23 protein-coding genes are annotated in these 24,253 nt (G+C 71.8%); 10 read left to right on the top strand and 13 right to left on the bottom strand.

Features of this window, described 5'->3' with window-relative positions:
• Positions 1 to 5: 5 nt before the first annotated feature.
• Positions 6 to 2,864, bottom strand: coding sequence for a TonB-dependent receptor (locus JGR68_RS01205; protein ID WP_199363267.1), 2,859 nt, complete (start codon positions 2,862 to 2,864; stop codon positions 6 to 8).
• A 111-nt stretch (positions 2,865 to 2,975) separates the two neighbouring features.
• Entirely contained in the window at positions 2,976 to 3,773 is a 798-nt protein-coding gene (locus JGR68_RS01200) for a sulfite exporter TauE/SafE family protein (protein WP_234446546.1), read from the bottom strand.
• Positions 3,774 to 3,821: 48 nt separating this feature from the next.
• Here JGR68_RS01200 and JGR68_RS01195 point away from each other — a divergent pair, with 48 nt between their 5' ends.
• Both JGR68_RS01195 and JGR68_RS01190 read left to right on the top strand, forming a co-directional pair.
• Positions 3,822 to 5,999 carry a lytic transglycosylase domain-containing protein gene (locus tag JGR68_RS01195; protein WP_199363183.1) on the top strand — a complete coding sequence of 726 codons (2,178 nt, stop codon included), beginning with the start codon at positions 3,822 to 3,824 and terminating at the stop codon, positions 5,997 to 5,999.
• A 10-nt stretch (positions 6,000 to 6,009) separates the two neighbouring features.
• Positions 6,010 to 7,248: a multifunctional CCA addition/repair protein gene (locus tag JGR68_RS01190; RefSeq protein WP_199363263.1), complete on the top strand. Its 1,239-nt coding sequence runs from the start codon at positions 6,010 to 6,012 to the stop codon at positions 7,246 to 7,248.
• 7 nt (positions 7,249 to 7,255) lie between these two features.
• On the opposite strand, the gene JGR68_RS01185 is transcribed toward JGR68_RS01190, so the two are convergent.
• The gene (locus JGR68_RS01185) at positions 7,256 to 7,684 is read right to left on the bottom strand and encodes a VanZ family protein (RefSeq protein ID WP_199363181.1); all 429 of its coding nucleotides are present in this window, start codon (positions 7,682 to 7,684) and stop codon (positions 7,256 to 7,258) included.
• Positions 7,685 to 7,737: 53 nt separating this feature from the next.
• Positions 7,738 to 8,925 (bottom strand): SAM-dependent methyltransferase, encoded by a 1,188-nt coding sequence (locus JGR68_RS01180; RefSeq protein WP_199363178.1) that lies wholly within the window; start codon positions 8,923 to 8,925, stop codon positions 7,738 to 7,740.
• Positions 8,926 to 9,012: 87 nt separating this feature from the next.
• Between JGR68_RS01180 and JGR68_RS01175 the strand changes: the two genes are divergently transcribed.
• Positions 9,013 to 9,750 (top strand): pteridine reductase, encoded by a 738-nt coding sequence (locus tag JGR68_RS01175; protein WP_199363176.1) that lies wholly within the window; start codon positions 9,013 to 9,015, stop codon positions 9,748 to 9,750.
• A 69-nt stretch (positions 9,751 to 9,819) separates the two neighbouring features.
• Here JGR68_RS01175 and JGR68_RS01170 read toward each other — a convergent pair whose 3' ends face one another.
• The 5 genes from JGR68_RS01170 to tsaD all read right to left on the bottom strand — a co-directional run bounded on the left by JGR68_RS01170 (position 9,820) and on the right by tsaD (position 14,143).
• Positions 9,820 to 10,653 carry a DUF6159 family protein gene (locus tag JGR68_RS01170; protein ID WP_199363173.1) on the bottom strand — a complete coding sequence of 278 codons (834 nt, stop codon included), beginning with the start codon at positions 10,651 to 10,653 and terminating at the stop codon, positions 9,820 to 9,822.
• Between the two features lie 121 nt (positions 10,654 to 10,774).
• Complete coding sequence (gene folK / locus JGR68_RS01165; protein WP_199363171.1) at positions 10,775 to 11,284, bottom strand: 2-amino-4-hydroxy-6-hydroxymethyldihydropteridine diphosphokinase; 510 nt, start codon at positions 11,282 to 11,284, stop codon at positions 10,775 to 10,777.
• 89 nt (positions 11,285 to 11,373) lie between these two features.
• Positions 11,374 to 12,645 (bottom strand): mechanosensitive ion channel domain-containing protein, encoded by a 1,272-nt coding sequence (locus JGR68_RS01160; protein ID WP_199363169.1) that lies wholly within the window; start codon positions 12,643 to 12,645, stop codon positions 11,374 to 11,376.
• 21 nt (positions 12,646 to 12,666) lie between these two features.
• Positions 12,667 to 13,023: a dihydroneopterin aldolase gene (gene folB, locus JGR68_RS01155; RefSeq protein WP_199363167.1), complete on the bottom strand. Its 357-nt coding sequence runs from the start codon at positions 13,021 to 13,023 to the stop codon at positions 12,667 to 12,669.
• Between the two features lie 31 nt (positions 13,024 to 13,054).
• The gene (gene tsaD, locus JGR68_RS01150; protein ID WP_199363165.1) at positions 13,055 to 14,143 is read right to left on the bottom strand and encodes a tRNA (adenosine(37)-N6)-threonylcarbamoyltransferase complex transferase subunit TsaD; all 1,089 of its coding nucleotides are present in this window, start codon (positions 14,141 to 14,143) and stop codon (positions 13,055 to 13,057) included.
• Positions 14,144 to 14,327: 184 nt separating this feature from the next.
• Here tsaD and rpsU point away from each other — a divergent pair, with 184 nt between their 5' ends.
• From rpsU to JGR68_RS01115, 7 genes are all read left to right on the top strand, one after another.
• Entirely contained in the window at positions 14,328 to 14,543 is a 216-nt protein-coding gene (gene rpsU, locus JGR68_RS01145) for a 30S ribosomal protein S21 (RefSeq protein ID WP_143925990.1), read from the top strand.
• 105 nt (positions 14,544 to 14,648) lie between these two features.
• On the top strand, positions 14,649 to 15,095 hold the full coding sequence (locus JGR68_RS01140) for a GatB/YqeY domain-containing protein (RefSeq protein WP_199363163.1): 447 nt from the start codon (positions 14,649 to 14,651) through the stop codon (positions 15,093 to 15,095).
• Between the two features lie 156 nt (positions 15,096 to 15,251).
• Positions 15,252 to 16,187, top strand: a complete 936-nt coding sequence (locus JGR68_RS01135) for a YihY/virulence factor BrkB family protein (RefSeq protein ID WP_199363161.1) — start codon at positions 15,252 to 15,254, stop codon at positions 16,185 to 16,187.
• 102 nt (positions 16,188 to 16,289) lie between these two features.
• Positions 16,290 to 18,029, top strand: a complete 1,740-nt coding sequence (gene dnaG, locus JGR68_RS01130) for a DNA primase (RefSeq protein ID WP_199363159.1) — start codon at positions 16,290 to 16,292, stop codon at positions 18,027 to 18,029.
• An 82-nt stretch (positions 18,030 to 18,111) separates the two neighbouring features.
• Entirely contained in the window at positions 18,112 to 19,362 is a 1,251-nt protein-coding gene (locus JGR68_RS01125; protein ID WP_199363158.1) for a DNA/RNA non-specific endonuclease, read from the top strand.
• Positions 19,363 to 19,378: 16 nt separating this feature from the next.
• Positions 19,379 to 19,798 carry a hypothetical protein gene (locus JGR68_RS01120; RefSeq protein WP_199363156.1) on the top strand — a complete coding sequence of 140 codons (420 nt, stop codon included), beginning with the start codon at positions 19,379 to 19,381 and terminating at the stop codon, positions 19,796 to 19,798.
• Between the two features lie 75 nt (positions 19,799 to 19,873).
• On the top strand, positions 19,874 to 20,722 hold the full coding sequence (locus tag JGR68_RS01115) for an energy transducer TonB (protein ID WP_199363154.1): 849 nt from the start codon (positions 19,874 to 19,876) through the stop codon (positions 20,720 to 20,722).
• Between the two features lie 54 nt (positions 20,723 to 20,776).
• On the opposite strand, the gene cyoE is transcribed toward JGR68_RS01115, so the two are convergent.
• Genes cyoE through JGR68_RS01095 form a run of 4 tightly spaced genes read right to left on the bottom strand, consistent with a single transcriptional unit; the run spans position 20,777 to position 24,198 of the window.
• The gene (gene cyoE / locus JGR68_RS01110) at positions 20,777 to 21,697 is read right to left on the bottom strand and encodes a heme o synthase (RefSeq protein ID WP_199363153.1); all 921 of its coding nucleotides are present in this window, start codon (positions 21,695 to 21,697) and stop codon (positions 20,777 to 20,779) included.
• Position 21,698: 1 nt separating this feature from the next.
• Complete coding sequence (locus JGR68_RS01105) at positions 21,699 to 22,892, bottom strand: COX15/CtaA family protein (RefSeq protein WP_199363151.1); 1,194 nt, start codon at positions 22,890 to 22,892, stop codon at positions 21,699 to 21,701.
• On the bottom strand, positions 22,892 to 23,482 hold the full coding sequence (locus tag JGR68_RS01100; protein WP_199363149.1) for a hypothetical protein: 591 nt from the start codon (positions 23,480 to 23,482) through the stop codon (positions 22,892 to 22,894). The genes JGR68_RS01105 and JGR68_RS01100 overlap by 1 nt, the downstream gene beginning before the upstream one ends.
• Positions 23,479 to 24,198 (bottom strand): SURF1 family protein, encoded by a 720-nt coding sequence (locus tag JGR68_RS01095; protein ID WP_199363147.1) that lies wholly within the window; start codon positions 24,196 to 24,198, stop codon positions 23,479 to 23,481. Before JGR68_RS01095 ends, JGR68_RS01100 begins: the two co-directional genes overlap by 4 nt.
• Between the last annotated feature and the right edge of the window lie 55 nt (positions 24,199 to 24,253).

Below are 24,253 nucleotides of genomic sequence, written 5' to 3'. Positions count from 1 at the left end.
ATCACTCAGAACTTCACGCCCACGCGCGCGTAGAAGAACCGCCCCGGCAGGTCATAGGTGGCCGCGTCGTAGCCGTTGAGCGAGCAGCTCAGGCAGATCGGCGGGTCCTCACCGGTGAGGTTGTTCACGCCCAGGCTGACGCGCAGGCCGCGCATCCAGGCATCGCTGTTCCAGGACGCCTGCAGGTCGTGGTAGGTGGTGGCATCGAGCCGGTTGAGGTCGGCGGCGCTGTCGTCGCAGATGGCATAGCCGTTGGCGCCGCCGCAGGACTCACGCAGTTCGCCGATGTAACGCATGCCCCAGGCCAGCGCCCAGGGCCCATGGCTCCACTGCGTGGTCAGGCTGGAGGTCCATTCGGGGATCGCGCTGTTGTTGACCTCCACGCCCGGCGCGCGCGGTTCGGCCTGGCCCGACTCGTTGAGCAGCTCGAAGCTCGAGACGAAGGTGGTCTTGGCGTCGAAGCGCAGCTGGCCCCAGTCCTGTTCCGGCAGCAGCCAGCCGAGGCTCAGGTCCCAGCCGTCGGTGCGGATGGTGCCGAGGTTGTCGAGGATGTCGTCGAAACGCACGATCTGGCCGCGCTCGCTGCGGTCGTAGGAGGCGCAGGAGAAGGGATCGGCGTCGAACACGCAGCGGTTGAGGATCACCTGCGCGTCCGGCGCCTGGATCGCATCCTCGATGGTGTGCTTGTAGAAGGTCAGGCCCAGGTCCAGGCGCTCGGACCAGGCCGCGTCGGATGCGAAGCTCGGGCTCCACACCCCGCCCAGGGTCAGGCTGCGGCTCTTTTCCGGCTGCAGCTCGGCATTGCCCGAGGTGACCACCGAGATCTGCGGGTTGGTCTGCACGTAGTCGGCGGGCACGCCCTGCGCCACGCACTCGGGACGCACCGCGTTGCCGGGGCCCGAGCACGGATCGACCAGGGTGGCGTCGAAGCGCGACAGCGTGCCGTACAGCTCGCCGATCGACGGCGCGCGGAAGCCCTGCGCCCAGGTGCCGCGCAGCACCAGCTCCTCGGCCACCTGCCAGCGCAGGCCGAGCTTGCCGGTGCTTTCGCCGCCGAAGGTCGAGTAGTCGGAGTAGCGGCCGGCGATGCTCATGTCGAGCGCGCTGCCGCGTTCGGCGTTGGCGTACAGCGGCACGGCGAGCTCGGCGTAGACCTCGTTGACGTCGTACTCGCCCGCGGTCGGACCCGACGGCACGCCGTTGTACTCGCCGGCGATGGTGATCGGATCCGGCTGGTAGGCGCCTTCGTACTTGCGGTACTCGTAGCCTGCGGCGAAGCCCAGTGGGCCGGCCGGCATCTGCATGAGCGCGCCGGTGACGTTGGCTGACACGAGGGTCAGCGAGTTCTCGCTCTCGTCGCGCACCACCGGCTGGATGAAGGCCAGCATCTCCGGGGTGATGGTGCCGGCGCCGCCGAACACGTTCAGCGGCACGCAGCCGGCGATCGTGGCGCAGGCGGCGGGGTCGCCCAGGGCCTCGTTGATGTGCCGCAGGTTGTAGCTGCCGTAGTTGGTCTGCTCGGCCTTGCTCTCGCTGCGGACCACGTTGACGTCCCAGTCCCAGGGCCGGTCGGCGACGCTGAAGCTGCCGTCGAGGCCTGCCGCCACGTACCAGGTTTCGACGTCCTGCTCGTAGCGGCGCGGGCCGCCTTCCACCGGGCGGCGGCCGAGCAGGAACAGGTTGGCGTCGGGGCCGATGGTGGTGAGGTCGAAGCCGAAGGGGTTGTACGGATTCAGCGCCGAGATCACCAGCGTGCTTTCGCCGTAGGGGTTGTAGATACCGGCGTCGGTGCCGAGGAAGAAGGGTTCCGGTGCCGCCTGGTTGGCGGAGTCGCGCTGGTTGTACAGCGCGCGCACGTAGCCGCCGACGTTGTCATTGAAGGCGAAGCGCACCTGCCCGAACACGGTCTTGCGCTCGGACGGCGTCAGCAGCAGGTTGAAGGGCGCGAAGTTGAAGCGGTCGGCATTGGTGAAGCAGTGGAAGTCGTCGGTGCGCGCGCAGGCCTGGCCGGGGATGAAGGTCGGATCGGTCACCCCGGTATTGGTGGTGATGCTGTGGGTCAGGCCGGTGTTGGGATCCATGAAGACGAAGCGGCCCTGCGGCGTGGCCGAACTGCCGTTGTCGACGCCGGTGCCGGGCACCGGCACGCTGGCGGGTCCGTACTCGGACGAGGCCGACTCCTCCTGCTTGAAGTACGACGCGCCGACGAACCACTGCACGCGGTCATTGCCGCCGCCGTAGCCCATGTCCGCGCCCCAGGTGTCGCCGCCCAGGTCCTCGTAGGTGCCGTAGTGCAGCTCGATGTCGCCGCCCTGCACGTCCTTGCGGGTGATGATGTTGACCACGCCGGCAATGGCGTCGGAGCCGTAGATCGAGGACGCACCGTCCTCCAGCACCTCGATGCGGTCGACCAGCGCCAGCGGGATGGTGTTGAGGTCCACCGCGGAGCCGACGCCCGAGCCCGAGGACTCGTTGACCCAGCGGATGCCGTCGACCAGCACCAGCACGCGCTTGGGCCCGAGGTGGCGCAGGTCGACCGTGGCCGCGCCCGCGCCGACGCCGCCGCCATCGGGCGGGAAGCCGAAGTTGCCGCTGGAGTTGAACTTGGTATTGAGGCCTGCGCCGCTGGCGGTGAGGTTCTGGACGATGTCCGAGACCGACTTGAAACCGCTGCGGTCGATGTCCTCGCGGGTGAGCACCTGCACGGGAACGTGCGTCTCGAGCTCGGACTGCTTGATGCGCGAACCGGTGACGGTCACCGAGTCCAGCGTGGTGGGATCAGCGTCCTGGGCGGACGCGACCGCGGGAGCGGTCAGGAACAGCGCGGCGCAGACGGCGGCCGCAAGCAGGCAAGGCGGGGGCATGGCCATGGAGCTCTCCTGGTGAGCTGGTGCCGGCCCGTTGCCCCCGTGCCGTCGGCGGGCCAGTTGTAAACAAACCGTAAAGCAAGGGCAAGCCCCCTTGGTCCTGCCGGCTCAGCCCTGCAGCACCAGGCTCAGGCCCACGGCCACCAGGAACAGCGCGAACACCCGGCGCAGGGTCGGTCCGCTGATCGCATGCGCCAGGCGCGTGCCCCACGGTGCCGCGAGGACCGAGGTCACCGCCACGCCGATCGCCGCCGGCAGGTAGACATAGCCGACCGCACCTTCGGGCAGCCCGCCCGGCGGTGCGTTGAGCGCATAGCCCAGCGCGCTGCCGATCGCGATTGCCACGCCGCAGGCCGACGACGTTCCGACCGCACGCACCGGGCGCACGCCGCGCCACACCAGCAGGGGCACGGTCATGCTGCCGCCGCCGATGCCGACCACCGCCGACAGCGCGCCGATGCCGCCACCGGCCGCGGTCATCGGCAGGCCGGTGGGCACCACGTCGCCGCCGGTGTCCGCGCGCGCGCCACCAAACGCCATCTGCGCGCCGGCCAGCAGGCAGTAGCCGGCCACGATCCAGCGCAACACGCTGCCCTCCAGGCCAACTGCGAAGCGGCTGCCCAGCCAGCCGCCGAGCAGCAGGCCCGGCAGCATCCAGGCCACCGTGGGCCACAGCACGCCGCCGCGGCGGTGGTGCGCCCAGGCCGACGACATCGCAGTGAACACGATGCTGCCCATCGACGTCGCGAGCGCGGCATGCATCGCCAGGTCGGTGGGCACGCCCTGCAGCGGCAGCAGCCACGCCAGCGCGGCCACCAGCACCAGGCCACCGCCGATGCCGAGCAGGCCCGCGAGCACGCCCGCAAGCACGCCGAGCAGCGGAAACATCCAGAACCCTTCGATCACGCCTGCTCCTGCAGCATGGGTGCCGGACCCATTCGATATAGTCCCTGCATGCTACCGCCCCCCCGTTTCCTGCTGTCCGCGGCGCTCGCGCTGTGCCTGTTCGCCCCTGCTGTCGCCTCCGCCCAGGCGCGACCCGATGACGATCTTGCGCGGCGCGCGCTCACCGCCGCGGAGATCGGCCAGCCGGTGCCGCCGCTGCGCGCGGACCATCCGCTGCAGGGCTGGGTCGGCCACGCGCGGCTCAATCGCGACATCGCCACGGTCACGGCTGCGCAGGCACTGGACTTCCTCGACCGCCACCGCGGCCAGGCCGTGGCCCGCACCTTCCGCGCCGCCTGGCTGGCCGAGCTGGCGAAGCGCAGGGACTGGCCGGCGTTCCGCGCGGCCTGGGAGCCGGGCACGGGCTCGGCGGCCCTGGCCTGCAACGAACTCGAGGCCAGGCTGCGCACCGGCGCGGCGGATGCGACCTGGACCGCGGAGGTGCAGCAGCTGTGGCGCGGTGCGGCCCGCTCGCAGCCGGATGCCTGCGATCCCGTGTTCGACGCGCTGGCCGGGCGCGGCGGGCTGGGCGAGGCCGAGCGCTGGGCGCGGATCGAGGCGGCGATCACCGAAGGCCAGCCCGGCGTGGTGCGCAGCGCCGCGCGCGGACTGCCGGATGCGCAGCGCCGCCTGGCCGAGGCCTATGCCGCCTACCTGGGCAACGCCGATGCCAGCGCCGTGTCCTGGCCGAAGGATGCGCGCAGCCGGCTGGCGGCCTCGCACGGCCTGGCCGCGCTGGCTGGCCGCAACCCGGATGCGGCGGAGTCGCTGCTGCCGCAGGTGGCGCAGGCGCTGCAGTTCACCGCGGCCGAGCGCAACCGCGTGCTGTACCAGGTCGCGCTGTGGACCGTGGCCTCGTACCACGACGGTGGTGCGCGACGCCTGGCCGCCGTGCCCGAGGCCGCCTACGACGAGCGCCTGCACGAGTGGCGCGTGCGCGAGGCCATGGCGCGCTCGGACTGGCGCGCGGCGCTGGCCGCGATCGAGCGCATGGGCCGCGCGCAGCGCGCCCAGTCACGCTGGGCCTATTTCGAGGCGCGCCTGCGCGAGCTGACCGGCGACCGCGCGGCGGCGCGCCGGCTGTATGCCGCCGCCGCGCGCGATGCCGATTTCCACGGCTTCCTGGCCGCCGACCGCATCGACCAGCCCTATGCGCTGTGTCCGCTGGAGCACGGCGGCAGCGCCGCGGACAAGGCCGCGGTGGCCGCGGATCCGGCGATGCAGCGCGCGATGACGCTGTTCCGCGTCAACCGCGCCGGCTGGGCCACGCGCGAATGGCAGGACGCGCTGTCGCGCTTCAATGACCGGCAGCGGCAGATCGCGGTCGAGATCGCACAGGACAACGGCTGGTTCGACCGCGGCGTGTTCGGCCTGGTCAACGTCGGCGGCGAGCGCAAGCCGGAGGAACTGCGCCTGTACACCCTGCGCTTTCCGCTGCACCACCAGCAGCTGATCCGCGGTGAGTCGGCGCGCAACGGCCTGGATGCCGCCTGGGTCGCGGCCGAGATCCGCGCCGAAAGCACGTTCAATCCGCGCGCGCGCTCGCCGGCCAATGCGCGCGGGCTGATGCAGGTGCTGCCCGAGACCGGCGCCGCCGTCGCGCGCAGGCTGGGCATCCCGTGGTCGGGCGCCGACGCGCTGTTCGACCCGGCCACCAACGTCCGCATCGGCACCGCCTACCTGCGCGAGATGAAAGAGAAATACACCCTGCCCTACGTCGCCATCGCCGCCTACAACGCCGGCCCCACGCCGACCGCGCGCTGGCAGGCGCAGCGCCCGGGCATGGATCCCGACTTCTGGATCGAGACCATCAGCTACAAGGAAACCCGCGACTACGTGGCGCGCGTGCTCGCCTTCAGCGTGATCTACGACTGGCGCCTGGGCGACCGGCCGGTGGCGGTGAGCGACCGCATGCACGGACGCGTGGGCGCGACGCGAAAGGCGTTTGCCTGCCCCGCTGCCGCGGCGGCGGCGGCGGCCGCCGAAACTGCTCGGCACGGATCTCCTGTCGCAACCCGGCCTGGACTTCCTGTAGGAGCGGCTATAGCCGCGATGGGTTCTGGCACGACGATCGCGGCCATGGCCGCTCCCGCAAGGTCCGGGACGGCGATCGCGGCTGTAGCCGCTCCTACAGGGTCCGGGACGGCCGCGGTGATGGTCGATCCTGCAGTCGATGCGGAAGGCTGAGGGGGCGGACCTGGAGATCTATCTGGTTGGGGGTGCGGTGCGCGACCGGCTGCTGGGGCTGCCGCCGGGAGACCGCGACTGGGTCGTGGTGGGCTCCACGCCCGAGGCGATGCTTTCCGCCGGCTTCCGCGCGGTGGGACGCGACTTCCCGGTGTTCCTGCACCCGGACACCGGCGAGGAGCACGCGCTGGCGCGGACCGAGCGCAAATCGGCACGCGGCCACCGTGGCTTCGTGGTCGATGCCGCGCCAACGGTGACGCTGGAGGAAGACCTCGGCCGCCGCGACTTCAGCATCAACGCCATCGCCGAACGCCCCGACGGCAGCCTGGTGGATCCGCACGGCGGCCAGGCCGACATCGAGGCGCGCGTGCTGCGCCACGTCGGCCCTGCATTCTCCGAGGATCCCCTGCGCGTGCTGCGCGCCGCGCGCTTCATGGCGCGCTTCGCCGCGCTGGGCTTCACCGTTGCCGACGAGACCAGCGCACTGATGCGCGGGATGGTCGCCGGCGGCGAGCTTGCGGACCTGGTGCCCGAGCGCGTGTGGCAGGAACTGGTGCGCGCGCTGCGTTCGCCGCGGCCTTCGGCCTTCCTGCGCACGCTGCGCGACTGCGGCGCATTGGCGGTGGTCCTTCCAGAGGTCGACGCGCTGTACGGCGTGCCGCAGCGCGCCGAATACCACCCCGAGGTCGACACCGGCGTCCACGTCGAGCTGGTTTGCGACATGGCGGCCACGCTGGCGCCGGGCGACGACGCGATCGGCTTCGCTGCGCTGGTCCATGACCTGGGCAAGGCGCTGACGCCCGACAACGAGCTGCCGAAGCACATCCAGCACGAGCAGCGTGGCGTGCGCCCGGTGCGCGAGCTCTGCGCGCGCCTGCGGGTGCCGGCCGCCCACCGCGACCTGGCCGTGGTGGCCTGCCGCGAACACCTCAACGTGCACCGCCTGGCCGAGCTGCGCGATTCGACCGTGCACGACCTGCTGGCGCGCTGCGACGGCTTCCGCCGCCCGGAGCGGACCACCCAGCTGGCCACGGTCTGCGAGGCCGACAAGCGCGGCCGCACCGGCCTGCAGGACCAGCCCTATCCGCAGGCCGCGGAACTGGTCCGGCTGCGCGACGCCGCCGCCGCGGTCACCGGCGCGGACATCGCCCATCTGGAGCTGGAAGGCCCGGCGTTCGGCGAGGCATTGCGCAAGGCGCGCGTCGCCGCCATTGGCCACGCACGCACGCTGCGCCGCGACCCGGACTGAGCCGGCCTCAGCTGCGCGCGGGCGGCGCCAGGCGCGCCTCGATCCTCAGCAGCAGGTCGTGCAGCGGGGTGAGCCGCGTGGCCAGCCCGGCGATCACCCCCAGCGTGTTGGCCAGCGCATCCATCCGGTCTTCCATGCGCGCGAAGGCCATCGCGCCCTGCGCATGCTCCAGGCCGATGCCCAGCAGCACCAGGCCCAGCCCCGCGCCCAGCAGCGCGGGCCAGCGCGCGAACAGCTGCACGGCACTCGCCGCCAGCATGAAATAGGCGAGGAAGTGGTGGAGCTTGTCGCTGCCGGGCGCGTCCGGCAGGTCCGGCGCCGGCATCAGCGAGAACGCCACCACCGCCGCGATCGCCAGGCACCAGAGCGCGCACCAGGCCCACGGCCAGCGCAGGGGCTTGAGCGAACGCCCGAGGCGCGGCCGGCGCGCGGTCATGCGGGCACGCTCACGAGGGCGCGCTTCACGAGGGCGCGCTCACGAATGCACCCTCACAGCCGGAAGCTCAGGTCGCCGGCGAGAAAGGCGGCCTCGAAGGGCACGCCACGCTCGAAGCCCATGGCCTGGAAGCGCTCGCCCATCGCCGACGGCAGGGTGAGCTGCTGCACCTGGCGGCGCAGCGCGTAGCGCGCGGTGTCGTTGGCCGCGCGCGCCTCGTGCGCTTCCAGGCGCTGCTGCAGGCCGTTGCCGAGCAGGAAGGCCGCCTGGCTGTTGTAGCCGGCAAACTCGAAGCCGGCGCCGGTGCCGGCCTCGGCCAGCGCGGTGAAGTCGACCGAGGCGGTGATGTCCTGCAGGCCCACGCGCGCCAGCACGTCGTCGACCACGTGGTGGCGATGGAAGGCACGCAGGGTGCCGCGGTCGCGGGTGGCGGCGTAGTACTCGCGGCGCGGGTAGCCGTAGTCGATGAACAGCATCGCGCCGGCCTGCATGCGGCCCATCACCGCCTGGATCCAGTACGGCAGCTGCGGCAGCAGCTCGGAGCGGTAGCCTTCGGCGAAGTCGCCTTCGCCGCGGTCGCGCTCGACGTGGCGCACGGCCGCGGTCATCAGCGCATCGGCCGGCACTTCGACCAGGCGGAAGCCGCCGTCGGGCGCGCTCGCCACGCCCTCTTCCATGACCTCGCCACGACGGATGACGAAGCGGGGCGTGGGCAGCGCGTCGATCACCTCGTTGGCGAACAGCACGCCGCTCCACTCTTCCTCGCCAAGCGGCCGCTCCAGCCATTCGACGCGCGCGTTCAGCGCCTCCGGCAGTCGCTGGCGGAGTCGCTCGCGCTGGCGTTCGCGCAGGTCGGCGCTGGGCTCGAGGATGGCGTAGCGCGCGGGCAGCGCACCGATCGCGTCCAGGTGCAGGATCGCGGCCTCGGCGAAGGCGCCACTGCCGCCGCCGATCTCGACGAACACGGCGTCGGCGCCCACGTGGCGCAGCGGTGGCGCCAGCGCCTCGGCCACGCACTCGCCGAACAGGCTGCCCAGTTCGGGTGCGGTGATGAAGTCGCCGGCGCGGCCGAACTTGGTGCTGCCGGCGCTGTAGTAGCCCAGGCCGGGCGCGTACAGCGCCAGCTCCATGAAGCGCGAGAACGGGATGGCGCCGCCGGCATCGGCGATCACCGCGTGGATCAGGGCGCGCAGGCGGTCGCTGTGGGCCTGCGCATCGGGGTCGAGCGGGGGAAGCGGCATGGGGGATTCCGTTGCATTGCGCGCGACAGGATACGGAAACGCCCGCCGCGGGACGTTATCGTGTCCTTCCCTGTTACGGAGCCCGTCATGCCGGGAGGCCACCCCGTCGCGCTCGTCACCGGCGCCGCGCGCCGCGTCGGCGCCGCCATCGCGCGCCGGCTGCACGCCGAAGGCTACGACCTGGCGCTGCATTACCGCGGCTCGGCCGGCGAGGCCGCGGCACTGGTGGCCGGGCTCGAGGCTGCCCGCGCGGGCAGCGTGCTGCCGCTGCAGGCCGAGCTGGCCGAGTTCGACCGCCTGCCGGAGCTCGTGGCGCGCACCGTGGGCCGCTACGGACGGCTCGACGCGCTGGTGAACAACGCCTCGGGCTTCGCGCCCGCGGCCTTCGGCGACATCCACCCCGCGCACTGGGACGCGATGATGGCGGTGAATGCGAAGGCACCGTTCTTCCTGGCCCAGGCCGCGGCGCCGCACCTGCGCAAGGCCCGGGGCGCCATCGTCAACCTCTCCGACGTCTATGCGCAGGCCCCACGCGCCGACCTCGCCGCCTACGCGACCAGCAAGGGCGCGCTGGAGGCCGCCACCCGCGCGCTGGCGGTGGCGATGGCGCCGGAGGTGCGGGTGAACGCGGTGGCACCGGGCGCCATCCTGTGGCCGGAGGGGGGCATCGATCCCGCACTGCAGGCGCGGCTGATGGCGATGACGCCGCTGGGCCGCACCGGCACGCCGGACGAGATCGCCGGCGCCGTGCTGTGGCTGCTGCGCGACGCGACCTACACCACGGGCAGCGTGCTGGCCGTCGACGGCGGGCGCCATCCCGGCTGAAGCGGCGCCGGCAGGGTCGCTGCGCGGCGCCGCGGGTCCGGCCAGCGGTTCGCCCGGCCGCGGTCGCGATCAGCGCCTGGGCGCGAAGGCGTGGGCGATGTCGGTGCCCTGGAACGCCACCGGCAGCTCGTGCGACATCGCATAGCGGTACAGCACCGCCGAGTAGATGCCGGTCAGCGCGGCCTGGTAGACACCCAGCAGCAGCACGCCGATGCCGCAGACCAGGCCGACCGCGACCGCGAGCAGCAGCGAGGCCTGCGCCGCGACCACCACGAGCAGGATCGACGCCACGATCGCGCCCGCGCTCAGCAGGCCGAAGGCGGCGCCGATGCCGAGCTGGCCCACCGCGTTCTCGCCCCAGGTGCGCTTGAGCAGCGCCACGCTCTGCCGCAGCGCGTCCACCGGCCCGACGTCGCGGCTGACCAGCACCGGCACCACCAGGAAGGTCGCCAGCGTCCAGGCCACGCCCAGGCCGCTGCCGACCAGGCGAACCAGGAAGTTGCTGTCCTTGCCCTTCATCGCCTGCAGCAGCACGCCGACGGTGGCGGCGATCGCCGCATAGCCGAAGATCGCGCCCAGCCGCGACCGTGCGGCCGCGAGTCCGTCCGACAGCGTCGGATCACCGCCTTCGAGCCGGATCATCGCCGCACCCACCAGGGCGCAGTTGAAGAAGATCATCACGCTGTAGGTGCAGAAGTAGAAGGCGAAGCCCAGCAGCGCTCCGCCGAGGCTCCAGCCGTTGGCGAACACGCCCAGTGCGAAGCCCGGCAGCGCGAAGCTGGCCAGCACCACCAGCGTGGCCAGGCCCGAAAGCACCGGGAACAGCATCAGCTCGCGGTCGGAGCGCAGCACCGCGGCGCTTGCCTTCACCATGTCCCAGCTGCGCGAAAACCTGTCGAACATCGCCCCACCCTCCTGCTCTCCGCGCCCCGCGACGGCCGGCTGGCCGCCTCGTCCAACGCATGGATTCCATGACGACGCCTGCGGTGCGGGTGTGACCGGATCCCGCGCCGCGGCCCTGTCTTCAGCCGGCCGCGAGGGCGCCCACGACCGGCAGCGTGACCGCGTGCATCGCGACGCCGCGCTCGTCCGACGCGGCCCACAGCGCGGCGAGGGTGCGCCCGCTCGCCGGCTCGACAATCTCCGGCGCGATCTCCGCCAGCGGCCGCAGCACGAAGGCGTGGCAGAGCTCGCCGCGCGGCAGGCGCAGGTTGCCGGGGCCGCTGCAGATCAGGTCGTCGAACAGCACGATGTCGATGTCCAGCGTGCGGTCGCCGAAGCGCGGGCCGCTGCGGTCGCGGCCATGCGCGTCCTCGAGCGCATGCAGCCAGTCGTTGAGCGCCACCACGTCCAGGTCGGACGCGATCACCGCCGCGGCGTTGACGAAGTCGGCACCCTCGAAGCCCACCGCCGGCGTGCGGTACGCGGCCGACGCACGGATGTCGCCGAAGCGCTCGCGCAGCGCCGCGAAGGCGATGGCGATGTGGCGCTCGGGATCGACGTTGCTGCCAAGGCTGAGGCAGGCGGTGTGCATGGTCGCGCTCCGTGGGAGCGGCCATGATCGCGCATCGTGCGGCGCCAGCGCGAGCGCCGCCACGCCGCCGCCACGCCCGGCGGCAGGCCTCAGCCGGTTGCCGGGCCGGCGTCGGCGTCGCGCGTGAGCCGCACCTCCACCGGCGCGTCGCTGTGCGCTTGGAACACGCGCAGCCCGAACTCCGGGAGGATCGCCAGCAGGTGGTCGAAGATGTCGGCCTGGATGCCTTCGTAGACGGCCCAGCGCACGTCGTTGGTGAAGCAGTAGATCTCCAGCGGCAGGCCGGCATCGGTCGGCTGCAGCTGGCGCACCATCAGGCTCATGTCCTGGTGCACGCCCGGATGGTTGCGCAGGTACTGCTCGACGTAGGCGCGGAAGGTGCCGAGATTGGTGACGCGACGGCGGTTGACCGGCTCGCCGCCGCGCTCGGCCAGCTTCGCGTTCCAGTCCTGCAGCTCGCTGGACTTGCCGTCGAGATAGGCATCGAGCAGGCGGAAGCGGCGGAAGCGGGCGACTTCATCGGCCTCGAGGAAGCGGGTCGAATGCTGGTCGAGGTAGATCGCGCGCTTGATGCGGCGGCCGCCCGACTCGGTCATGCCGCGCCAGTTCTTGAACGAGTCGCTGATCAGCTTGCGCGTGGGCACCGTGGTGATGGTCTTGTCCCAGTTCTGCACGGTGACCGTGTGCAGGGCGATGTCCATGACGTCGCCGTCGGCGTTCTGGCTGGGCATCTCGATCCAGTCGCCGATGCGCACGCGGCCGTCGCCGCTGATCTGCAGGCTGGCCGCGAACGACAGGATCGTGTCCTGGAAGATCAGCATCAGCACCGCGCTGGCCGCGCCCAGGCCGGTCAGCACGTGCACCAGGTCGACGCCCGCCAGCAGCGCCACCGAACCCAGCGCCGCCATCACCAGGGCGATGATCTTGGCGACCTGCAGGTAGCCCTTGATCGGCTTGTTGCGCGCGTCGGGACGACGCTCGTAGACCTCGTTGGCGACGTCGAGCGCGTGGCCGAAGGCCAGCGCCACGGTGAAGATCACGAACACCCGGCACAGGCCGGTGACGAAGGCCACGAACTGCGGCGGCAGGTCGGGCACCAGGCCGATGCCGGCGCCGATCACCAGCGCCGGCACCACGTTGGCCAGGCGCGAGATCACCCGCATCCGGCTGATCGAGTCTCCGGCATAGCCGGTCAGCGTGGCCACGCGCGCGAGCACGTGGCGCAGGCCGCGCAGCAGGATGCGCCGGGTGACGAAGTTGGCCAGCCACGCCACCAGCAGCAGGGCGGACAGCATGATGAGCGCATAGGCCCAGGGGTATGGCGCCAGCGCGTCGCGCAGCGCATCGAGTCGGACTTGCATGGGATCTCCGGTTGCGACGGATCAGCCGCCCCGCGTGCGCTCGATCACCACGCCGACCGCGCGCGCGCCGCGCACGGCGCCGGGCTTGCTGAGCTTCAATCGTAGCCGCTGGACGTTGAACTCCCGCAGCACGACCTCCGCGCAGCGCTCGGCCAGCGTCTCCACCAGCCCATCGTCCGACTGCGAAACCACCTCGACCAGGCGCTTGCTGACGGCCTTGTAGTTGAGGGTGTCGGCGATGTCGTCGCTCGCGGCCGGCACGCGGTTGTCGAACGCCATCTCGAGGTCGAACACCAGCGTCTGGCGGATGCGCCGCTCCCAGTCGTAGATGCCGATCAGGGCCTCGATCTCGAGCCCTTCGATGAAGACGTGGTCCATGGCGGGCCGGGTCCTGGCGGGGCGCGCCAGCTTAGCGCGACGGGGCGTCGGGACCCGCCGCGTGGGCCGCGGCGGAGGCGTCGCCGGTGCGGGCCGCGACTTCAGGCAGCGCGGCCATGTCCCAGCGCGGGGTGACGTGCACCGCGTCGGGCTCGCGCTGCCCGCCCTCGAGCCGCAGCGCGCCGGCGAAGGCGATCATCGCGCCGTTGTCGGTGCACAGCGCGGGGCGCGGGAAACAGGCGCGGCCGCCGCGCTTGGCCGCCATCGCCTGCAGGCGCGCGCGCAGGCGGCGGTTGGCACCGACGCCGCCCGCCACCACCAGGGTGTCGCAGCCGGCGGCGTCCAGCGCGCGCGCGCACTTGATCGCCAGCGTGTCGACCACCGCGTCCTCGAAGGCGCGGGCGATGTCGGCGCGGGTGGCGTCGGACTGGTCGCTGTCGCGCCAGGCCAGCATCACCTGGGTCTTCAGGCCGCTGAAGCTGAAGTCGAGGCCGGGGCGGTTGGTCATCGGCCGCGGGAAGCTGAAGCGTCCGGGCGTCCCGGCTTCGGCCAACGCCGCCAGCTGCGGCCCGCCGGGATAGGGAAGGCCCATCAGCTTGGCGGTCTTGTCGAAGGCCTCGCCGGCGGCGTCGTCCAGGGTCTCGCCCAGCAGCCGGTAGCGGCCGATCGCATCCACGGCCACCAGCTGGGTGTGCCCGCCCGACACCAGCAGGGCGACGAAGGGCGGCTCGGGCGGGTCGTCCTCCATCAGCGGGGCCAGCAGGTGGCCTTCCATGTGGTGGACGCCGACCGCGGGCAGGTCGAGCGCCCAGGCCAGCGACCGCGCCACGCCGGCACCGACCAGCAGCGCGCCGACCAGGCCGGGGCCGGCGGTGTAGGCGACGCCGTCGAGGTCGCCGACGTCCAGACCGGCCTCGGCCAGGGTCTGGCGGATCAGCGGCAGCAGCTTGCGCACGTGGTCGCGGCTGGCGAGCTCGGGCACCACGCCGCCGTATTCCGCATGCAGGGCGATCTGGCTGTAGACCGCGTGCGCCAGCAGCCCGTCCGCGCCGGACCGGCCGGTGTCGTAGACGGCGACGCCGGTTTCGTCGCAGCTGGTTTCGATGCCGAGGACTTTCATGGGGGGCGATCGCGGCTGTAGCCGCTCCTACAGGTTGGGGCGTGTGGCGGGCCGGTGAGGGGCGTGTGGCGGGGCGGTCCGTGGCCGTGGTTTCTCCGGCGGGTTTGCACCGGTCACGCGTCGCGGCTATGATACGCGGCTCGCCGGGGGGAAACCGGCGCACCCTGACACCAGAGATTTTCCAATGCCCAGCGTCAAAGTCCGCGAAAACGAGCCCTTCGAGTTTGCCCTCCGCCGCTTCAAGCGCACCTGCGAAAAGGCCGGCGTCCTCGCCGAGACCCGCAAGCGCGAGTTCTACGAGAAGCCGACGCAGGAGCGCAAGCGCAAGGCTGCCGCGGCGGTGAAGCGCCAGTCGCGCCGGACCTCGCGCGACGTCACCAAGCGCCAGCGCATGTACTGATCCGGCCTGCCGGCGCCCTGCGCGCCGCGGTCGAGATCGCACCCTGAAGCCGGCACGCGCAAGCGTCGCCGGCTTTTCGTGTTCACGCAAACCGGAGCATCCAGCATGAGCCTCAAGCAGCGCCTCACCGACGACATGAAGGCCTCCATGAAGGGCGGCGACAAGGCCAGCCTGGGCGTGATCCGCCTGGTCCAGGCCGCGGTCAAGCAGCGCGAGGTCGACGAGCGGGTCGAGCTCGATGACGTGCAGGTCCTGGCGGTGATGGAGAAGATGGTCAAGCAGCGCAAGGACTCGGTCAGCCAGTTCGAGGCCGCCGCGCGCGAGGACCTGGCCGCGATCGAGCGCGCCGAAATCGAGGTCATCCAGCGCTACCTGCCCGAGAAGATGGGCGAGGCGGAGGTGCAGGCCGCGATCGACGCCGCCATCGCCGAAACCGGCGCCGGCACCCCGGCCGACATGGGCAAGGTGATGGCCGTGCTCAAGCCGAAACTCGCCGGCCAGGCCGACATGGGCCAGGTGTCCGCACTGCTGAAGAAGTCGCTGGCCGGCTGATCCGGCCGGCCGCCCGCCCCGCCCTTGTAGGAGCGGCTAAAGCCGCGATGCTTTCGGAGCGCGGCCGCCCCGCTGCACGTGATCGCGGCTGTAGCCGCTCCTACAGGGGCGCTCTCGCCACGCGGCTTGCACGCGCAGGCCCGCATCCTGCGGGCCATGGCTGAATTCATCACCGGGCGCCTCAAGTCCAGCTTCGAGCGGCTGCAGCAGTCGCTGCCCTACGCGATCGCACAGCGCTTCGTCGAAGTCGACATCCTCACCCACGCGGCCTCGCTGACCTTCTTCGCCCTGCTGTCCCTGGCGCCGCTGCTGGTGCTGCTGCTGTGGCTGACCGCCTCGCTCTATCCGACGGCCCAGCAGGCGCTGCTCGAACAGGTGCAGGCGATCGCCGGCACCGGCGCCGGGCAGGTCGCCAGCACCGTGCTGGAAAACGCCAGCACCGAGCCCGACGTCGGCTCGCTGGCCGGGCTGTGGAGCACCGGGCTGCTGTTCTTCGGTGCCACCGCGGTGTTCGCGCGCCTGCAGGGCACGCTGAACCTGATCTTCCATACCTCCGGCGAGCAGGTACGCGGCGGCCTGCGCGCCTGGCTGCGCAAGCGCGTGTTCTCGTTCGGCGTGGTGCTGGCGCTGGGTTTCCTGCTGCTGGTCTCGGCGGCGCTGACCACCGCGCTCGAGATCTGGTTCGCCGGTTCGCCCACCCTGCCGGTGCTGGGCAACCTGGCGTCGCTGGCGCTGTATGCGCTGGCCTTCGCGCTGATGTACCACTACCTGCCCGACCGCCGCGTGCGCTGGCAGCAGGCCTTCCTGGGCGGCGCGCTCACCGCGCTGCTGTTCGTGGTCGGCCGCTGGGGCATCGGCCTGTACATCACCGAAGCGGCGCCGGGCAGCGCCTACGGCTCGATGGGCACCCTGGTCGTGCTGCTGGTCTGGCTGTACTACGCCGCCGTGGTGTTCTTCGTCGGCGCGATGATCACCGCGGTGATCGACGAACGCTGGCGCTTCAGCGACGTCCACCGCCGGCTGGAGGAGCGCGCGGCCCGCCGCGGCCGGCGCGGCACCCGCCCCCTGCAGGAGCGGCTGCAGCCGCGCTAGGCGTCGGCTGATTCCGGTCGATCCAGGGGCATTCCGGCGTCCGCCGTCGCGGCTGTGCCGCTCCTACAGGGCGTGCGGGTGCATGCGATCATGGCCGCTGCCATGGCCCGCCTCTCCGACGCTTTCATCGACGACCTGCTCGCCCGGACGGACATCGTCGAGGTGATCAACCTGCGCGTGCCGCTGAAGCGCCAGGGACGCGAGTATTCGGCGCGCTGTCCGTTCCACGACGAGCGCTCGCCCTCGTTCACGGTCTCGCCGAACAAGCAGTTCTACCACTGCTTCGGCTGCGGTGCGCATGGCACCGCGATCTCCTTCCTGATGAACTTCGACCGCCTCGAATTCCTCGATGCGGTGGACGAGCTGGCCAAGCGCGTCGGCATCGAGGTGCCGCGCGAGACCCGCCAGCACAACGAGAACCCGGACAGCCGCGACATGTACGCCGTGCTCGACGAGGCCGCGCGCTTCTACCGCGCCGCCCTCGTGCCCGGCACCGAGGCCGACGACTACCTCTCGCGCCGCGGCATGGATGCGTCGATCCGCGAGCAGTTCGGCATCGGCTACGCGCCGGGCGGCTTCTCGGCGCTGAAGGACGCGCTGGGCAGCAATCCGCGCCGGGTCTCGCTGCTCGAACGCACCGGCATGCTGTCGAAGAACGACCGCGGCCACAGCTACGACAAGTTCCGCGACCGGGTGATGTTCCCGATCCACGACCGCCGTGGCCGCGTGATCGCCTTCGGTGGACGCGTGCTGCGCGCGGAGGATTCGCCCAAGTACCTCAACTCGCCCGAGACACCGCTGTTCCACAAGGGCCGCGAGCTCTACGGACTGTGGCAGGTGCGCCAGGCCCACCAGAAGATCGCGCGGCTGGTGGTGGTCGAGGGCTACATGGACGTGGTCGCGCTGTTCCAGCACGGCATCAGCGAAGCGGTGGCCACCCTGGGCACCGCGACCACGCCGGACCACGCCGAACTGCTGTTCCGCAACGCGCCCGACGTGTACTTCTGCTTCGACGGCGACGCCGCCGGTCGTCGCGCGGCCGCGCGCGCGATGGAGTCGGTGCTGCCGCGCATGAAGGACGGCCGCCAGGCGTTCTTCCTGTTCCTGCCCGACGGCGAGGATCCCGACACCATCGTCCGCAACGAGGGCGCGCCCGGCTTCGAGGCGCGGCTGGCCGCGGCGACGCCGCTGTCGCAGTTCCTGTTCGACCACCTGGCCGAGGACGGCATCAACCTGGCCACGCTCGACGGCAAGGCGCGACTGGCCGAGCGCGCCAAGCCGATGCTCGCGCAGCTGCCCGACGGCGCCTTCGCCGACCTGATGCAGCAGCGGCTGACCGAGCTCACCGGCGTCGGCGCCCGCTCCGCGCCGCCCGAGGTGCACGTCCCCGCCGCGCGCGCCCGCCGCGCGCGGCCCGGTACCGCCCCGCGACGCAGCCTGGTGCGCAGCGCGATCACCCTGCTGCTGCAGAAGCCGCAGCTGGCCCTGGAGCTGCAGCCGCCGTTCCGCTTCACCGCCCTGCGCCAGCCGGGGGTGGAGCTGCTGACCGAGCTGGTGGCGATCGTCAGTGCGCGACCGGACATCGGCACCGGGGCGATCCTGGCCCACTTCGAAGGCCGGCCGGAAGCCGAGTCCCTGCACAAGCTTGCCGCGATCGACATGCCCGGCGACGAGGCCGGCTGGGCGCGCGAATTCCTCGATGCCGTGGCCCAGCTGGATGGCCAGATGTTCCAGCAGCGCGTCGACGAGCTGCTCGCCAAGCAGCGCGAGGACGGCCTGGATGCGACCGACAAGGCCGAGCTGCGCGAGCTGCTGCAGGCGCGGGGCGCGGGGCGCGGCTGAGGCGGGTCAGGGTTTTCCCCAATGGTCGGCCTGGCGACGCCCGCGTACCGTCCAGTACGTTCGCGCCAACGCAGCTGACGCCATGTCCTTCGAAGCCCCCAGCCTGTTCGCCCCCCTGCTCCCGCCGCAGCCCTGGCGCGGTGCCATCGACAGCCTGCTGCGCGCCGGCGAGGAGCGGGCGCCGGAGCTCGACCCCGCGCTGCTGGACGCCGACCCCGCAGACGTCAGCTTCGCGCTGGACCCGCGCAGCGTGGTCACCGGCAACGAGAAGTCCACGCAGTGGAACACCAGCTACGAGGTCCGCGGCGAGATGATCGTGCACGGACCCGGCAGGGCCGCGAGCGAGGTGCCCGTGCGCTACGAGGTCACCCTGCGCAACGAGGAGGCAACGCCGGCGGCGATGACCGCGGTGAATCCCTTCGATCCGTCGACCATCCCGCCGCGCACCCGCATCGACGTGCATGGCGCCGACTACGTGGGCACCGCGCTGGAGCCCGCGTTCCGCGAGCTGGCCGCGGCCAACAAGCTCGACTCGATCGAAGACCTGCGCCTGTCGCTGGAGATGACCGAAAAGAAGGGCCTGCGCGTGATGTCGGGCGCGGAGCGCCTGTTCGACGCGCCGCGTGACGGCGGGCCCGGCTCGCCGGCGCTGGCACGCGAGGACTTCACCCGCCACACCACGATGCTGTCCGACCCCGCCGGCGCCGACCTCGCCCAGTACACGCGCATGCTGCTGACCGGCCAGGTGCCCGACGCCACGGTGCGAATCAGCGAGGACGTGGAGCCGGGTGAAGTCGCGGGTGCCGTCACCGAGGCCGGCTCCGGCGAGGTCAACGACATCACCTGGACGCTGGACGCCGAGGGCCGCCCCACCGGCGCCGAGGCCGTGCTGACCTGGGAGCCCTCGAGCCGCGGCCGCGACTCCGACCGCATCGAGGCCAATGCGCAGAGCGGCTTCCGCGTCGACAACGACATGAAAGGCAGCGGCGACGACGTCGGCCACCTGGTGGCCTACCGCTTCGCGCAGGGACACGGCGAAGTGAACATGTTCCCGCAGTTCTCGAGCTTCAACCAGGGCGCCTACGCGCGCATGGAGCAGGAGTGGAGCGACTGGATCGGAGCCGGCATGGAGGTGCGGATCGACATCGACCTCGTGCGCAACGACGCCGCCCGGCCCGACGAAGTGCACGTCGACTACGCGGTCATCGACCCGGTCACCGGCAGCGTGGTCTACGACCCCTCGCTGCTGGCCTTCGGCAACAGCGCCGGCCAGTCCTTCGACGCGATCGCGGCCAACCGCATGCCCGACCTGATCGACAGGGCCGCGGCCTGACGGCAGACTGCCCCGCATGCACGCAGGCCCTGCGCTGGACCGCAATGAACTGATCGGCCGCATCGGCCGACGGCTGGTGGCCGATGCCGCGGTGTCGGACGGCGCGTGGCATGGCTATGCCTTGATCGTGCGCTACGGCGACGGCGCCATCGCGCGCCGCATGACCGGCTTCCGCTACGACGCGGACGGCGCGTACGTGGCGGCCACGCCCGACGCCGACGCGCTGGGTCCCGCCTTCGACGACCTTCGCGAAGCCACCCGCGTGCCCGGCAAGGAACCCTGGGGCGCCTGCGTGCTGCGCCTGTGGCGCGACGGCGGGCGCATGGCCGTGGAGTTCGAATACGACGACCCCGGACAGTGGGACGTCACGCCGGCCACGCTGGGCGAGGTCGCGCGCCGCGCACGTCCGGCCGGCCCCGAGACGCCAGGCGCGTGAACGGCTGACCCGATTGCAGGCCACCTGCCGCCGCGCTACGGTGCCGGAACCAGGGAGACGCAGGGGAATACAGGGATGTTTCGATTGATTCTGTTGCTCGCGCTCGCAGCCGCACCGTTCACGGTGCCGGCGCAGAGCGAAGCCGAAGTCCGCGCCCAGGCGCAGGCCTCCATGGTCGTATCGGGAAGCCTCGACATCGAGCCGGACGGCCTGGTGTCGTCGCTTGCGCTGGAGAAGGAAGACCAGCTGCCGGCGTACGTCGTCCGGGCCGCCAGGAACGCCGTCGCGACCTGGCGGTTCGAACCGGTCATCCTGGATGGGGTCGCAAGGCCTGTCCGTCTGTTCATCAGGCTGCGCGTGGTGGCCGTTCCCGCCGACGACGGTGGGCTCACGCTTTCGATCGGCGGCGTCAGCTTCCTGGACAGGGACGTACCGGCGACCGACGGCTTCGAATCGATCCGCCAGCTTCCGCCCGAATACCCCTACTACGCGCTGGAGCGCAATGCCAGCGGCGACGTCTACCTGCTGCTGGAGATCAACCGCGAAGGCCGCGTGGCCCGGAGCGCCGTGGAACGGGTCAACCTGCGCGGGGTCGCCGACGAGCCCACGATGGACACGCTGCGTCGTCATTTCTCCGAAGCCGCCCTCAAGGCGGCGCGCAGGTGGCACTTCAGGCCGCCGAGCACCGGCCCGGATGCAGGCGAGCCCTCGTGGACGGCCCGCGTACCGGTCTCGTACGTCATGCACGGCACCGTGCAGTCGGACCAGTATGGCAAGTGGACCGCCTATGTACCCGGTCCGGTCCAGAGTGCGCCGTGGCTCGAGGATCGTGCCGCGGATGCCAATGACGCGATCGCCAGCGGCAGCATCCAGCTCGTGGGCGCTGGTCCGAAGCTGCTGACCCCGCTGCAGCCCGAAGGCTGATCAGGCGGGGTCCGCCCCGGTCCTGCACAACGCGTTCGCGCAGGACGGCCCGTCCTACCCCACCCGCCGCAGCTCCAGCAGCGGCGACGGCTGCAGGAACGGCAGCAACCAGTGGTCGACCAGCAGGAAGGCGAACAGCGCCATCAGGTAGACCACCGAGTAGTTGAAGACGCGCATCGGGTAGAAGTCGTCCGGTGGGTCCATCAGGCGCCAGGCATGCCAGAGGAAGACCAGGCCCAGCACCAGCGCACCGCCGAGGTAGAACAGGCCGCTCATGCCCACCGCCCAGGGCAGCACCGTCACCACCAGCAGCAGCACGGTGTACAGCAGGATCTGCCAGCGCGTGTACTGGACGCCGTGGGTGACCGGCAGCATCGGCACCAGCGCGCGCGCGTAGTCCTCGCGGCGGAAGATCGCCAGCGCCCAGAAGTGCGGCGGCGTCCACACGAAGATGATCAGCACCAGCAGCAGCGCGTGCGCCCAGTCCCACTCGTTGCGCATGCCGGTCACCGCGGCCCAGCCCAGCAGCGGCGGCGCCGCGCCGGCGATGCCGCCGATGACGATGTTCTGCGGCGTGGCGCGCTTGAGGAAGCCGGTATAGACGATGGCGTAGCCGATCAGCGAGGCGAACGTCAGCAGCGCCGTGACCGGATTGACCAGTGCGACCAGGATCACCATCGACAACGTGCCCAGGAATACCGCGAACCCAAGCACCTGGGCAGGCCTGAGCGCGCCCGTCGCCAGCGGCCGGTCGGCCGTGCGCACCATCACCTTGTCGATGCGCTGGTCAATCAGGTGGTTGATCGCGGCAGCCGACGCGGCTGCCAGCCAGATGCCGATGAAGCCGAAGACCGACTGCTGCAGCGGCGGCAGTCCCGGCACCGCCATGAACATGCCGACGAAGGCGGTGAACACGATCAGCGCCACCACGCGCGGCTTGGTCAGCTGCCAGTACTGGTCGAGGTTGGCGCGCATGTCACTCCACCCCGCGCAGGCGTGCCAGCAGCGACACCATCACGAACACCAGCAGCGCGGCGCCGCCGTTGTGCATCACCGCCACGGGCAGCGGCAGCGACAGCTTGACGTTGAGGATGCCGAGCGTGACCTGGCCGACGGTCAACAGTGCCAGCAGCACGCCCCAGCCACGCAGGCCGGGCGTGCGCAGCATGCGCACCGCCGCCCACAGCAGCATGGCCGCGGCGGCCACCGCCCCGAGACGGTGGGTCAGGTGGATGGCGATGCGCGCGGCGCCGTCCAGCACGCCGCCCTCGTAGTCCACGCCGATGCCGCGCCAGAGCACGAAGCCCTCGCGGAAGTCGGTCGGGGGGCGCCACAGGCCCGCGCACTGCGGGAAGTTCTCCATCGACCAGCCGCCGGCGCCGCAGGACAGCGCGGCATAGTTCGCGCTCACCCAGCCGCCGAGCGCGATCTGCACGCCCAGCACCGCGAGCGCCGCCCACAGCAGGCGACGCAGGCCCGATGCGTCGGCCAGCACGATCGGCCGGTTGGTCGCGCGCCAAGCCATCCAGACCAGCAGCGAGAACGTCAGCAGGCCACCCATCAGGTGGCCCATCACCACCACCGGCTTGAGCAGCCAGGTCACCGTCCACATGCCAAGCAGCGCCTGGAAGATGATCACCGCCAGCGTCAGCGAGGCCTCGCGCCCGAGGTCCTGGCCGCGCCAGCGCAGCGCCGCGGCCAGCAGGATCGCCTCGCCCGCGATCGCGAGCAGCGACGCCGCGACATGCGCGCCAGCCATGTAGGTGGGGATCGCGATGGCGACCAGGCCGGCCGCGCCCAGCACCTGCGCGATGCCGAAGCGCCGGCGGCGGGCGGCGAGCAGCGCCATCACCAGCACCAGCACCCCGAGCAGCGCGGCGACGTGGCGGTGCACCTGCTCGCGCCAGGCCTTGTGGTCCTCGAAGGCGCGGATGGCGCTGGCGGCGTGGTCGGCGACATGCTGGGCCGTCTTCGGCCAGGTCGCGCGGCCGTAGCAGGTCGGCCAGTCGGGGCAGCTCAGGCCGGCGTGCGACAGGCGCACGAAGGCGCCGAACACGATGACGCCCAGCGCCAGCGCCACGGCCAGCCAGGCGATCCGGTGGAAATGGCGGTGGATGTGGCGAACGCCGTGCTGCAGGGCCTGGACGGGGGCGGTCGAGGGGGTGGTCATCACTTCAGCTTGAGCAGGCGCGCCACGTCGGTGCGCAGGTGGCCGGGGTCGAAGCCCGGCGCGTAGCGCAGGATCACGAAGCCGTTGGGGTCGACAACATACACCGGCGCGCCCTGCGGCCCGCCCTCCTCCAGCCGCGGCAGCTGCGCGGTGAACGCGGGCATCGGCTCCAGCACGTTCCAGACCCGGTTGCGCAGCGCGCCCTCGGGCGGTTCGCCGACCCAGAGGATGTTGACGTGGTCGGCGTTGTGCCCGAACAGGCGCCAGACCTTGTCGAGGTCCCGGCTCAGCGTGACGCAGGCGTCGGTGCAGTCGGCCGGCGGCGCGACGACGATCCGCCAGGTGCGCTCGACCGGGTTCCATGCGTAGTCGCCGCCATCGACCAGCCGCGGCACCACGTCGCGCAGGTCGCCGGGCGGCTGCAGCAGCTCGCCGTGGTTCTTCATGCCGGCCGGCCGCCAGCCCGAGAAGCGCAGCGCCCCGGCGACGATCGCGCTGCCGAAGAACACCGCCACGATCAGCAGCAGCAGCGCGCGGTTGCGGTTGCGCTCGCGCACCGGGAGGGTCGGGAGGGGCTGGGGATCATTCATGGGCGTTGCCTGCGGTACGTCAGGATCAGCGCGGTGACCAGCACCGCGAGGGCGAGCGCGAACCATTGCACGGCATAGCCGAGATGGCGTTCGGGCGGAAGGGTGTTGGGCAGCACGTCGAGGTCGCGCGCATAGCCGATGTCGAGGTCCGGATCGAGCTTGAGCACCCGCGGCGCAAGCGCCGGCTGCTGCAGCGGCGCGGCCAGCGTGGCCGGATCGAGTCCGATGGCGAGCAGGGTGCCATCCGCCTGCGCGGCGAAGCCTGCCGGACCGATGCCGTGCGAGGGCGGCGGCACCAGCAGGCCGGCGACCTGCCGGGCACCCGTCGGCCGCGGCACGGCGGGCAGGGTGCGATCCGGCGGCAGCGGCAGCCAGCCGAGCTCGACCAGCAGCGGGCCGCTGCCCGCGTCGGGCACGAAGGCGCGGTACACGCGCACGCCCGCGCGGCCGTTGCGCTGCTGGTTGTCGAGCAGCACCGCCGGCGCCTCGGCGAAGTGGCCCGTGCCGGCGCTCCAGTCGTAGCCACGGGTGCGCACAGGGTCGGTCGCGGCGGCCAGCGGCAGCGGCGTCCTGGCACTGACCGTCGTCGCGACCTGGTCGAGCATCCGCTGCTTTTCCTGCTGCCGGCCGAGCTGCCAGTGGCCGAGCGAGGAGAAGGCCGCGATCGCCAGCAGGGCCACCATCCAGCCGACCACCATGGTGACGCCACGGCTCATGCCGGCACGTTGCCCGGGTGCGATACTGCCGCGATCACACTGGCCGCGGAGGCCA

Source organism: Luteimonas sp. MC1750, assembly GCF_016615955.1.
Lineage (GTDB): Bacteria > Pseudomonadota > Gammaproteobacteria > Xanthomonadales > Xanthomonadaceae > Luteimonas.
The sequence above is the reverse complement of the archived record's forward strand: the minus strand, read 5'-3'. Positions and strand labels throughout refer to the sequence as shown.

Coding starts and splice junctions, on each gene's coding strand:
- JGR68_RS01135 (WP_199363161.1), top strand. CDS start 15,252: ATGGCTGAATTCATCACCGGGCGCCTCAAGTCCAGCTTCGAGCGGCTG.
- JGR68_RS01105 (WP_199363151.1), bottom strand. CDS start 22,892: ATGACCACCCCCTCGACCGCCCCCGTCCAGGCCCTGCAGCACGGCGTT.
- JGR68_RS01120 (WP_199363156.1), top strand. CDS start 19,379: ATGCACGCAGGCCCTGCGCTGGACCGCAATGAACTGATCGGCCGCATC.
- JGR68_RS01185 (WP_199363181.1), bottom strand. CDS start 7,684: ATGACCGCGCGCCGGCCGCGCCTCGGGCGTTCGCTCAAGCCCCTGCGC.
- cyoE (WP_199363153.1), bottom strand. CDS start 21,697: ATGCGCGCCAACCTCGACCAGTACTGGCAGCTGACCAAGCCGCGCGTG.
- JGR68_RS01170 (WP_199363173.1), bottom strand. CDS start 10,653: ATGTTCGACAGGTTTTCGCGCAGCTGGGACATGGTGAAGGCAAGCGCC.
- JGR68_RS01180 (WP_199363178.1), bottom strand. CDS start 8,925: ATGCCGCTTCCCCCGCTCGACCCCGATGCGCAGGCCCACAGCGACCGC.
- JGR68_RS01115 (WP_199363154.1), top strand. CDS start 19,874: ATGTTTCGATTGATTCTGTTGCTCGCGCTCGCAGCCGCACCGTTCACG.
- JGR68_RS01095 (WP_199363147.1), bottom strand. CDS start 24,198: ATGAGCCGTGGCGTCACCATGGTGGTCGGCTGGATGGTGGCCCTGCTG.
- JGR68_RS01175 (WP_199363176.1), top strand. CDS start 9,013: ATGCCGGGAGGCCACCCCGTCGCGCTCGTCACCGGCGCCGCGCGCCGC.
- rpsU (WP_143925990.1), top strand. CDS start 14,328: ATGCCCAGCGTCAAAGTCCGCGAAAACGAGCCCTTCGAGTTTGCCCTC.
- JGR68_RS01140 (WP_199363163.1), top strand. CDS start 14,649: ATGAGCCTCAAGCAGCGCCTCACCGACGACATGAAGGCCTCCATGAAG.
- folK (WP_199363171.1), bottom strand. CDS start 11,284: ATGCACACCGCCTGCCTCAGCCTTGGCAGCAACGTCGATCCCGAGCGC.
- JGR68_RS01205 (WP_199363267.1), bottom strand. CDS start 2,864: ATGCCCCCGCCTTGCCTGCTTGCGGCCGCCGTCTGCGCCGCGCTGTTC.
- dnaG (WP_199363159.1), top strand. CDS start 16,290: ATGGCCCGCCTCTCCGACGCTTTCATCGACGACCTGCTCGCCCGGACG.
- JGR68_RS01100 (WP_199363149.1), bottom strand. CDS start 23,482: ATGAATGATCCCCAGCCCCTCCCGACCCTCCCGGTGCGCGAGCGCAAC.
- JGR68_RS01125 (WP_199363158.1), top strand. CDS start 18,112: ATGTCCTTCGAAGCCCCCAGCCTGTTCGCCCCCCTGCTCCCGCCGCAG.
- JGR68_RS01160 (WP_199363169.1), bottom strand. CDS start 12,645: ATGCAAGTCCGACTCGATGCGCTGCGCGACGCGCTGGCGCCATACCCC.
- JGR68_RS01195 (WP_199363183.1), top strand. CDS start 3,822: ATGCTACCGCCCCCCCGTTTCCTGCTGTCCGCGGCGCTCGCGCTGTGC.
- folB (WP_199363167.1), bottom strand. CDS start 13,023: ATGGACCACGTCTTCATCGAAGGGCTCGAGATCGAGGCCCTGATCGGC.
- tsaD (WP_199363165.1), bottom strand. CDS start 14,143: ATGAAAGTCCTCGGCATCGAAACCAGCTGCGACGAAACCGGCGTCGCC.